Raw genomic sequence first — 10,426 nt, forward strand, 5'->3', positions numbered from 1 at the left:
GCTGCGAGAAGCTATCGCTAAACCGGAGAGACCACCCGAACCAAGGGGTTGTCCAAATCGCCGGCATAGAGCAGCCCGCCGGATTGATCCGAAAGATCCAGCATCTGCTGGTTATTTCGCAATTGCAGCCGGTTCAGGCAAGAGAGCGGGAAGCTGTCGGCAAACAGGCCCAATGCCTCGAAGCGGTCTGCAAAATCAGGATGCTGTTCCCGGTAGTTCAACAGGTTTTCGGTGACGACCTGCCAGAATTCGGTTTCCGGGAGCAAGGATTCGGCATCCAATAACGGGGCGAGGAAGCGGAAGAAGGAATCAAAAACATCGGTGAAAATCGAAAGCACCGGGTCGCCTCCGGTGCGCACCCGACGAATTGTTTCCGGAAGTTCCACGCGGTCCGAGAGCACCGCAATTTCTTCGCCCAGGTCCTTGAGCAGCACCCGCTGCACCGCCCCGTCGCGCAGGACCAGGATGATGTTCTCGCCGTGCGGCATGAACACCAGATCATAGGCCGCGAGGCAATGCACCAGCGGAGCCAGATAGGCCTCCAGGTACTGGTTGAGCCACACCTTCGGTTCAAGTCCGCTCCGGCGGATCAGCGCCGCGGCATAACTCTTGCCGTGGGCATCGACATGGAGCAAACTGGCCATCGTGGCAAGGGTTTCGCCCGGTCCCAGCATGTCGATGGGCGACTCGCGCCAGAGCGCGGCAAGCATCTTGCGCTGTGGTGCGCTGGGCGTCGTGGCCGCCTCGAACTGCTGGTTTCGATAACCAACGGCCGCGACCTCGCGCAGCAACGCCACCGGTTGCGAGGCGAGTACCGGATCCGAGGCGAAGAGCTCATAAAGCCACTGATTGATGGCCGGAGTGACCTTCATATAGTCCGCGCTGAGTCCGCGCATGAACCCCATGTTAAGAATCGACATCGCGGTCTTGACATAGTGCTTGCTCGGTGAGGTGACATTGAAGAATGTGCGAATCGACTGTTGCGCCTGGTACTCGTCCGCGGAATATCCCAGCCAAATCAACTGGCCACGAGCAATGTCGTTGGCAAAGGTGGTGGACAGCCGGTTCTCCCATTGCCAGGGGTGGACCGGAAGATAAATGTATTGCGCAGGATCAAGTCCGGTACCGGCCAGACGCCGGGAGAGGTGCCGATCCAATTGCGCTTTGGCCTCACCGTCCAGTTCTTGTTCAAGCAACGACTGGTAGTCCAGCCCGTCGATGGAGTCGAATGAAGCCTGCGAAATATGCGCGGCAACCCAACCGAGCCGGATAGCGGACCCGGTTTCCGGCGCATAACGCAGGTAGTCTAAGCTTCCCACCCCAATGCGCCCATTGTTGGCCACGAAGCACGGATGCCCCTCGGTCATGGAGGATTCGATGCGTTGGAAGGATTCTGCCGGGCTGCCGGCGGCTTCGGCAAGCTGCGTGCTGTCGTGCAGCGCGTGCGCCTGCTTGTAGCAATGGCTGCCTAGCGTGCTGTTTAGCTCCTCTAGATAAGTGGGGAGCTGTGCTTCGCTGAGCGTGAGTTCGGTGGCGAAAAGGGTGACAAAATCCAAGACGTCTACGTCGCTGCCGTCCCAGCCCTCCGCGCCCTGGACTAGATGTTCAACCGATGACTGCGAGATCTGCCAGTGATTCAGCGCGTAGCGTTGGGCGGTAAATACATAGCGGTGTCCCTGCTTTTCGACCCGGTAACGGTCCTTTCCCAGGGGGAGCGGCTCCAGCAGGCGCTCGTGGCTGAATTCGCCTAGGGCCTTGGCCAGAACATGCCGATTCGCCCGTTCCCAGCGAGCCGGGCTTAGATGGTTGGCGCCGGCTGATATCCCGGTGGTGCGCTCAAAATCCTCGCGGGTGCAAATTGAAAGCAACGCCGCCTTGGGGCCTTGTGGCTCATCAAGCGTGACTTCTTTCAGCGGCTGGAAGCCGACGCGCGAGTTGAGCGCTTGAATCGCCTTGTTCCGCACATCAGGTTCAACCACCACCCGTTCAATTCCCGGTTGCGCGAAAGCGTGCCGGATGGCTGCGCCGAGGGCATGCAAGGTAAATCCTGTCTCGCCTTTCCCGGCGGGGTCCGGAGCCAGGAAGTGCAGCCCGCGGTCTCCACGAACGTACGGGTATTTTCCCGCAAGACTGGATGTCGAGGGATCGTAGAGTTCTACCAGGAAGCGTGGTTCACCGCGGAGCTCTCCAAGGAGCACCTCATAGTCGGGGAGCTCCAGCAGTCCGCGATATTCGGTTTCAATTTCGTCAAGGCTTGCGGTGGGCATTCCCCAATAGCGGGCATGCTCGGTGGCGATCCAGGAATGCAAAAGCTTGGCGTCGGAGGGCAGTTGAATGCTGCGGAAGGTAAATGAGTCGTAGGTCGTCATGGGGCTCCTAGTCTTGGGCCGAGATTGGCTGCGGTTGGCAAGTTGGCAAGTTCTCCAGCGAGGCGGCACCGAACCGCTGGAAGGCGATGCGGTCCTCGACCCGGTAGACCTCGCGCCCGGCAATGCGGTTGATAAGTACCGAATTTCTGTAGGCGCCCATGCCTAGATCCGGGGCGGTGAATCCGTGCGTGTGCAGTTCAGCGTTTTGCACGAAGATGTCGTGGTTCGTGCCTATCGAGTAGTTGCGGTCCACGTCCAGGCGGCCGTCGGGCAGTCGGGTGATTCGGTCTTCGAGGCCTTCGAGGAAGTCTGGTGTGCCGTTGCGGTAGCCGGTGGCGAGCACCAGCGCGTCGGTGAGGAACGCGAGCTTCTCCTTTTCCCGTTCGTGGTGCAACTCGACCTGGATCGCCCCGTCCTGCGGGGCCACGGCTGTCGCGGCGCATCCTGTGCGCAGGTGAACGGGGGCCGGAGAAGCCACGCTGCGCTGGTAGAGCTCTTCATGTATTTCATCGATCAGGTCGGCATTGATGCCCTTGTACAGGCCTTTTTGCGCCTTGGACAGAGCGTCGCGTTCCGTGATCGGCAGGGCGTGGAAGTGGTCGATATATTCTGGGGAAGTCATTTCCAAGGTCAGCTTCGTATACTCCAGCGGGAAGAAACGCTCGGAGCGTGTCGCCCATACCAAATGGTCGTGTTCCGGCAGGCTGCGCAGCAGGTCAAGGAAGACCTCCGCGGCGCTCTGTCCACTGCCCAGCACCGTGACGACCTTGGGCCTCTGCTCGGCCTTGGGCTCAATGATGCTCTGCCGTGAATGCAGGTACTCGGAGGAATGGGTCACCGAGCTCGTGGACAGCAACTGCTCGTCGACAAACTCCGGGAGATAGGGCTGGGAACCGGTGCCGAGCACCAGCTTGTCCGCGCTGAAATGGGTCAGACCTCGATCGGTGAGCACCGAAAGCTGGTAGGCGCCGTCCGCATATTCGGCGGAAAGCACCCGATGGCCGAAGCGGACACTGGGCAGCAGCTGCGCAGCCCACGCGAGATAGTCGCTGTATTCCTTGCGCAGCGCGTAGAAGTTTTCGCGGATGTAGAACGGGTAGATTCGCTCCTTTTCCTTCAGATAGTTCAGGAAGGAAAACTTGTTGGTGGGATCTGCGAGCGTGACAAGATCTGCCATGAAGGGCACTTGCAGGTGCGCGCCGTCCAGCATCATGCCCGGGTGCCACACGAAGTTGTCGCTGGCCTCGAGCACCGCGACCGTCAACTCCGGTAGCGGGTCGGTGAGGGCGGCGAACCCTAGATTGAAGGGGCCAGCGCCAATGGCGATCACATCAAAGTGCTCCTGGGCTAATCCACGGTTCATGCGCGGGCTCCTTCTAAGCGTTCGAGCAGCAAGTCATTGCCGACGCGGCAAATTGCGTCGAGTATTTCGGTCAGGTCTTCCATGGTGGTATTCGGGTTCAGCAAGGTCAGCTTGAGCATCCGCCGGCCGTCCACGGTGGTGGCTGCGATCATCGCTTCGCCGGTGCGGTAGAGCCGCTGGCGAATCTGGTTGGTCAGTTCATTCATTTCGGAGCAATCCAGGTGGTTGCCGGGTGCTTTGAAGCTGAAGACCAAGGTGCTCAGCTGCACCGGGGCCGCCAGCTCCAGCTGTGGCCGGAGGGAGACCTCGGCCTCGAGGGATTCGGCGAGTTCGATCACCCGGTCGAACATGGTACCCAGACGCACCGCTCCGAGTGTGCGGAGGGTGACCCAAAGCTTCAGCGCATCAAAGCGCCGAGTGGTCTGCAACGACTTGTCGACCTGGTTGGGGGTCTGCTGGGCTTGGGACTTCGGATTCAGGTATTCGGCGTAGTGGGCAATGGATTCGAAGGAATCTGCCTCGTGCAGGATCAGCGCGCTGGAACCGATTGGCTGGAAGAAGGACTTGTGGAAGTCCACGGTCACCGAGTCTGCAAGCTCAATGCCCGACAGCCGTTCGCGGTGCGAGGACGAAAGCAGCAGTCCGCCGCCATATGCGGCGTCGACGTGGAACCAAGCACCGACTTCATTGGCCAGGGCGGCTATGGGACCCAAAGGATCGATGGCACCGAAGTCGGTGGTCCCGGCGGTCGCGGAGATCGCCATCGGAACCAGCCCACGGTTGAGATCGTGGGCAATCTGCTCGCGTAACTTGCCGGCATCCATTCGGTGGTGGCCGTCGGTTTCGATGCCGACCGCCGCTTCATGGCCCAGCCCCAGCATCATGGCTGCGTTTGAGATGCTGAAGTGAGCGTCTTGTGAGGTGTAGATGCGCAGGTTCTGCAGCCGCTGAGGCAACGGTCCGGAGGTTTTCGACACCGCGGCGTTGCGGGCTATCAACATGGCTTGCAGATTGGACTGGGTGCCACCGGAGGTGAAAATGCCATCCGCGGCGAGTTGCGGGAATCCGATGAGCTGCGCGGTCCACGCGGTGAGGCGACGTTCAATGAGCGTGGCCCCGGCGCTCTGGTCAAAAGTATCCATTGAGGTGTTCAGGCTGGTGACGAACGCTTCGGCGGCCACGGCAGGAATTGCCACCGGGCAATTGAGATGCGCGGCGTACTTCGGGTGATGGAAATAGACGGCGTCACGCAGGTAGATCTTTTTCAGCTCGTCAAAAGACTCGGCGTTGCTCCCAAGCGGTGAGTCGAGGTCGATGGCATCGACCAGCCCTCGCAGATCCTCTGGATAGGGGCCTGTGGTGGGTGACTCGACGGCGGCCAGCTGATCGGTGACCCGCAGCAGTGCCTCTCGGGCCTCGGACTCATAGCGATCTAAGGTGCCCGAGCACAGCAATGAGTCATCAAAAAGCTGCGAGTCAAACAGGGGGGGATGTGCAGGGTCTCAAGAGAGGTTCCCACGGATACTCCTCACATGGTGAATTAAGTATTTGGTTAGTCTTCCCTAACCGCGAACTATTAACATCACAACTAAGTAACGTATTGCAAGCCCTTTGTGGATATGACGATCCGGTGGGAACCATCTGAAGGCGCCCAAGGGATCGAAATGGCAGTGAATTTTGAGCTCGAGGCGAAGATGGGATTCTCGCCAGATTTCGCCGCTTAAGCACGGAAGATTGCCGGTCGACAAGGAGAAATGCTGGTCGGCTCGGTTCGGAATGAGGTAGCGTTGACATGGGGTCCCGGTGTGACGTATCTGACAATTATCATGGAGCGTAATGGAAACGACTTTGCGTGGTGAGCGACGTTTCCTTTTATCAAATACCAGCGACGCAGCCGGCAGAAGCCTGGCAGACTTCACCGTGGACCTCATCTTTGTCACCACCCTTGGTGCTAGCGCCTGGCAAATGGGGCTGCTCAACACGTTGGGTTCCGTCGCGTTCCTCGTCGCCACGATTCCCATCGGGTATCTGGTTGACCGTTACCGGCCTCTGCGGTTGCTGCGCATTGGGCTTGCCGCCAAGCTCGCGCTGGCCGGTTGCCTCTTGCTGCTGACCTTCACCGGAACCCTGAGTATCGGGTACGGATTCCTGCTGGTCACGCTACTGGGCGTCTGCAATGTCGTAGCAGAGACTGCGCAGGTCTCGGCCGTCCCGCAATTGCATACGAACACCGGCGCGAGACGCGCAACCTCGATGAGTCGGCTGATCGCTAAACTCACCGCCGCGGATCAGTCGCTGGCGATTATCATCCCTGTTGCCGCGGGCACCGGCTTCGTCATCTTCGGAGCGTCAACACTTCTGGCGGTCGCCGTGGTCCTGGCCATGCTGGCCCTGGGCCTCGCCTATCTGGTCAGGCTCCCACGCAAGCCAGATTCGCATGGAAGTCAAGGTCCCGGAGGCAAGGAAGCAAAACACGATACTCACTGGCTATCCGGGCTGAAATACCTGCGTACAAACCGGACCCTGATTGCGGTCACCATTGCGGTCATGTGCTCAAACTTCGGGCTCGCGCTAGGCTCCGCGGTAGAAGCGCTGTTCATCGTGAATTACCTAGGATTCGGTGCCCAGGGATTTGGTATTTTTGCCGGACTGGGCGGTGCCGGTGGGCTGCTAGGTGCCGCGCTGGCCACGCGCATTGCCGTCCGGTTTTCAACGGCTCGGCTGACGACGGCGACGTTGCTCAGTCAATTTTTCTTGGCCACCATGGTTTTTATCGCCGCATTCACCGCACCAGTAGTTTCCATGATTCTGCTCGGCGTGCAGGCAGTGGCATGGGGGATCGTGGTGATCGTTTTCAACATCGCCGTCTCGGCGTGGGTTGCAGACATCACGCCCGAGCAGCTTTTGGGCAGGGTGAGCAGCGCTCGCCGATTGTTCACTTTTGGCGCGATACCGTTGGGAAGCCTCGCCGGCGGCGTCATCGGTTCGGCCTTCGGCATTCCGGCTGCGCTGGGGCTGTGGCCGCTGGCCGTTGCCGCCGGGCTCATCGGATACCTCGTGGTGCGCCCCCGAAAGGCACTTTTGAGCGCAGGCCAGACTCGGTGACCTTAAACGATAAGCTTGGAAAACCAGCTCCCCAAACGAAGGCTTCCACGCTCGTGAAACTCGTCATCGATGCCCGCTACACCCGGGTCACCCATCACGACGGAATCAGCCGCTATACCGCGGGACTCATCGAAGCAACGGCCAAGATCGCCGACGTGACGATGCTGATCAACGATCTGCGGCAGCTGGACCTGCTGCCAGATGTTCCGTACCTCAAGATTTCTGCCCCCACGAGCGTCCTTGAACCGTTGGTGGCCCTGCAGATCAATAAGCTGCAGCCAGATGCGGTGTTCTCCCCGATGCAGACCATGGGCACGCTGGGGCGAAAATTCCCGGTCATTCTCACCCTGCACGACCTGATTTACTATGCGCACCCGCATGCCCCGAAATTCTTGCCCGCGCCCATCCGCTGGGGCTGGTTCCTGTTCCACCAGGTCTACTTCCCGCAACGAATTCTGCTGAACCGTGCCGACGCGGTAGCTACCGTTTCACAAACCACCGCGGATCTGATGCGCAAGCACAGGCTCACTAAGCGACATATCGGCTTGGTATCCAATGCTCCGTCGCGCGAGAGCGCAAGCCGCGATCTGCGAGCGACCGCGAAGAACACGCTGCTCTACATGGGATCATTTATGGAATATAAAAACGTCGAGACGTTGATCCGGGCCATGCGGCTGCTGCCCGATTACGAGTTGCACCTGCTCAGCGGCATCAGCCAGCAGCGTCGCGCCGAGTTGGAAGCTGAAATTCCGCACAACGCCAAGGTGGTATTCCATGGGGGAGTGAGCGACGAAGAGTATGCCCGCTTGCTGGCTTCGTGCACCGCCTTGGTGACCCTGTCGCGTGAAGAAGGATATGGGCTTCCGCTGGTGGAAGCGATGAGTGCGGGCACTCCGGTGGTAGTCACCGACATGCCGATCTTCCGAGAAGTGGCCCAAGATGCGGCCCTTTTTGCGGACCCCGATAGCGCGGAAGCCTTCGCGCAACAGGTGCAGAAGCTCTCGGACCGGGATGTCTGGAGAGAATATGCGGACCGTTCGCTTGTTCGTGCCGGCCAATATTCGTGGGATGCCTCGGCCCGGCAATTAGTTGAACTGGCGCAGTACGCGATTGAGAACTCGCGCCGTTCGCCAAAATAGGTTTCGACTTGGATTTGAAAGGAATCGCCGACTCTCGGGTCGGGTAGCTGCATGCCTTGCGCGCGAGTTGAATCCCTGATTTCAAAACAGTACTTGGCTAGTGCTAAAGTAGTTCTCGTAGCTTTCCTCCATAGCTCAATTGGCAGAGCATTCGACTGTTAATCGAAGGGTTACTGGTTCAAGTCCAGTTGGAGGAGCCAGGTGAACACCCCGTATTCATCTTCAGATGAATACGGGGTGTTTTTTAGTATCGATCCGTTGTTCGGCACCCGGGCACGCGAATGGTCCTTCTGGTGGGTCAATGCCTGTGCGTTTACAGAACTATTACGCGCCACGACGGTCTCAAAAATTGCGTTGGGTTGCTGGGCGCAGCCGTCGGCGTCAATCAGGAACAAGCTTCCTCACTGGCCTAGTTGGAGAAGGAGTTATTTTCCGCGAAAACGAGTAGGGTCGGCGGTCACGAAACCAATTGATGCAAGAGGGTCCTTCACTTCCGACGCTCACGTGTTTCATGGTGGTTCTTGCCACGTCTGTTTTCGTTCGTATCATTGATATTTGCAACTGTATCCACGCGAGGGCGCGCAGACGGACGCTCCAGGAGCAGGCCAACTCCGGCAAGAATGATGAAAAGTCCGCCAATGAGTCCGAAGGTCACGGGCTCGTCCAGCCACAGCACGCCTATGGTGGAGGCCGAAATGGGAACCAGAAGCGCAACGGTCGATGCAGTCACCGGCCCAGCTTGGCGAATAACCCAGAAATAGACCAAATAGCCCGCGGCGGTAGCTCCGAGGCCCAGCGCAAGGACGGCAATTAGCGGACCGCCAGTGATTGGGCCAATCGGGGGTGCGATGGCGGTAAGTGGGACCAGAAGTGTTGCAGCGGCAAGTTGCTGGCCGAGGGCGAGTGTCATGGGAGGAGTGCCGAGAAATGACTTTCGGGCGTAGACGCCGCCCACAGCGTATAGCAGAGCCGCTGTCAAGGAGGCTCCAACCGCCACCAGTGCGCGGCTATCGACCTGCAACGGAGCTCCTCCCACGAGCATCGATACACCGACAATGCCAGTTATGACACCTACCATCTGGCGTCGAGTGACCCTTTGCCTAAGCCAGAAAGCGGCAACGAATACCGTGAACATTGGTGTTGTGGCGTTCAAGATCGACGCCATCGACGCGTTGAGTCCAACGATTGCCGTTGCGACAAGCGTGAGTGGAGCCGCGACATTAAGGGCCGCTAACAGTAGGAATGCAGGGAACCGCCGGCCGACTGCGTGCCAAGTTGCTTTGCTGGCAGCAGTCATAAGCGTAAGCGCCAACGCTGCGACGATGAAGCGACCATGGGTCGTTCCGACGGCTCCGAATGCCGGAGCGGCAATGGCAATCAAGGGGAACAAACTTCCCCAGAGCAGGCCAACTAGCAGTAGGGCGCCGGTTACTCGTACTCGGCCGGACAGGGCAACTCGCGCGCGTCGCCTTGGCCTTTGGTTGTAAGTTTTCGAAATGTCCGGTCGATGTGCGTCAGTCATGCTAAATCGCGACCTTTCGCTTCAGATCTTGGAACAACTGGAAATGCGCGGAGGATCCGTACCACGCGCTCCCTGACTGGAGTAAGTTGCTGATTCGCCGTCGTTCTCCTTGGCGCCACCGCACGGCCGTGTCACGCGGCATGTCCCGATCAATATTGGCGTTCGTGCCACTGATTCCAGCTGCGTCCAGCCGATTCGCAACGGAGTGTTCGGCTTGGTGCCAATCGAAGCCAACGGTCTCAATGCGTTTCGTCAGCAAATTAGATGCGCCGAAGAGTTCTGTGGACTCTCTCATTAGGTCTCCTTGGGTGAGGTTTCCGGAAATTCGATGTTGTTTGCCCTATGAAGAGCGTTAGCTGTCATTTGAGGTCAGCCATCGGGCCTTTCTCCTGCCGTATGACCGGTCGTGATGACGTCTCGGTGTGCTTAATTGACAGATATACCCCCCTATGGGTATACCTTATACCCATACCCCCTATGGGTATAGATTGTATCCATACCGGATATATCCTGGAATCTTTCAGGAGGAGCTCACATGTCTGTCCACCCACCACCATCGCCAGCAAAGCGATGGTTCGGCTGAGCTGTCATGATGGCACTGATCGCCACGGCCCAGTTCGTAGTCATCATGGACACTTCGATCATTGGCGTCGCCCTGCCCGACATGCAACGAGATCTCGGTTTCACCCCGGAGTCCCTATCATGGGTATTCAACGCCTACGTAGTGGCATTCGGCGGCTTGCTCTTACTTGGGGGTCGTCTTGCGGATGCCTTCGGAGCGCGGAAGATCTTTGTGTTGGGCTGGCTCGTATTGATCGCAGGATCGCTGATGGCTGGAGCAGCCACCAGCATTGGGCTTGAGATCGCAGGCCGCGCCGTTCAGGGTGCCGGATCTGCCCTGATCGCGCCGGCGGCGCTGACTCTGCTC

At 59.0% G+C, this 10,426-nt stretch carries 8 protein-coding genes and 1 tRNA gene; 4 read left to right on the plus strand and 5 right to left on the minus strand.

Going from position 1 to position 10,426, the window contains the following annotated elements:
• Window positions 1-17 precede the first annotated feature (17 nt).
• The 3 genes from ACT3UA_RS09225 to ACT3UA_RS09235 are packed head-to-tail and all read right to left on the minus strand — an operon-like array spanning window position 18 to window position 5,186.
• On the minus strand, window positions 18-2,369 hold the full coding sequence (locus ACT3UA_RS09225) for a GNAT family N-acetyltransferase (RefSeq protein ID WP_096287402.1): 2,352 nt from the start codon (window positions 2,367-2,369) through the stop codon (window positions 18-20).
• Window positions 2,370-2,376: 7 nt separating this feature from the next.
• Window positions 2,377-3,732 carry a lysine N(6)-hydroxylase/L-ornithine N(5)-oxygenase family protein gene (locus tag ACT3UA_RS09230; RefSeq protein WP_444616067.1) on the minus strand — a complete coding sequence of 452 codons (1,356 nt, stop codon included), beginning with the start codon at window positions 3,730-3,732 and terminating at the stop codon, window positions 2,377-2,379.
• Complete coding sequence (locus ACT3UA_RS09235; protein WP_444616069.1) at window positions 3,729-5,186, minus strand: pyridoxal phosphate-dependent decarboxylase family protein; 1,458 nt, start codon at window positions 5,184-5,186, stop codon at window positions 3,729-3,731. The genes ACT3UA_RS09230 and ACT3UA_RS09235 overlap by 4 nt, the downstream gene beginning before the upstream one ends.
• Before the next feature lie 382 nt (window positions 5,187-5,568).
• Between ACT3UA_RS09235 and ACT3UA_RS09240 the strand changes: the two genes are divergently transcribed.
• The 3 genes from ACT3UA_RS09240 to ACT3UA_RS09250 all read left to right on the plus strand — a co-directional run bounded on the left by ACT3UA_RS09240 (window position 5,569) and on the right by ACT3UA_RS09250 (window position 8,176).
• The gene (locus ACT3UA_RS09240; RefSeq protein WP_096287396.1) at window positions 5,569-6,837 is read left to right on the plus strand and encodes an MFS transporter; all 1,269 of its coding nucleotides are present in this window, start codon (window positions 5,569-5,571) and stop codon (window positions 6,835-6,837) included.
• A gap of 53 nt (window positions 6,838-6,890) precedes the next feature.
• On the plus strand, window positions 6,891-7,976 hold the full coding sequence (locus ACT3UA_RS09245) for a glycosyltransferase family 4 protein (protein WP_096287394.1): 1,086 nt from the start codon (window positions 6,891-6,893) through the stop codon (window positions 7,974-7,976).
• A 124-nt stretch (window positions 7,977-8,100) separates the two neighbouring features.
• Window positions 8,101-8,176 (plus strand) — tRNA-Asn (locus ACT3UA_RS09250).
• On the opposite strand, the gene ACT3UA_RS09255 is transcribed toward ACT3UA_RS09250, so the two are convergent.
• Window positions 8,147-8,371 carry a hypothetical protein gene (locus ACT3UA_RS09255; protein ID WP_096287392.1) on the minus strand — a complete coding sequence of 75 codons (225 nt, stop codon included), beginning with the start codon at window positions 8,369-8,371 and terminating at the stop codon, window positions 8,147-8,149. The genes ACT3UA_RS09250 and ACT3UA_RS09255 overlap by 30 nt on opposite strands.
• Window positions 8,372-8,463: 92 nt before the next feature.
• Window positions 8,464-9,498, minus strand: a complete 1,035-nt coding sequence (locus ACT3UA_RS09260) for a DMT family transporter (protein ID WP_444616072.1) — start codon at window positions 9,496-9,498, stop codon at window positions 8,464-8,466.
• 589 nt (window positions 9,499-10,087) lie between these two features.
• Here ACT3UA_RS09260 and ACT3UA_RS09265 point away from each other — a divergent pair.
• Window positions 10,088-10,426, plus strand: a 339-nt coding sequence (locus ACT3UA_RS09265) for an MFS transporter (protein WP_444616074.1), incomplete at its 3' end; no start/stop codon positions are given.

The sequence above is a fragment of the Glutamicibacter sp. 363 genome (assembly GCF_052379505.1).
Lineage (GTDB): Bacteria > Actinomycetota > Actinomycetes > Actinomycetales > Micrococcaceae > Glutamicibacter.

Bases quoted from the DNA above. Each gene is read 5' to 3' on its own strand.
- ACT3UA_RS09260 (WP_444616072.1), bottom strand. From the start codon at position 9,498: ATGACTGACGCACATCGACCGGACATTTCGAAAACTTACAACCAAAGG.
- ACT3UA_RS09240 (WP_096287396.1), top strand. From the start codon at position 5,569: ATGGAAACGACTTTGCGTGGTGAGCGACGTTTCCTTTTATCAAATACC.
- ACT3UA_RS09230 (WP_444616067.1), bottom strand. From the start codon at position 3,732: ATGAACCGTGGATTAGCCCAGGAGCACTTTGATGTGATCGCCATTGGC.
- ACT3UA_RS09225 (WP_096287402.1), bottom strand. From the start codon at position 2,369: ATGACGACCTACGACTCATTTACCTTCCGCAGCATTCAACTGCCCTCC.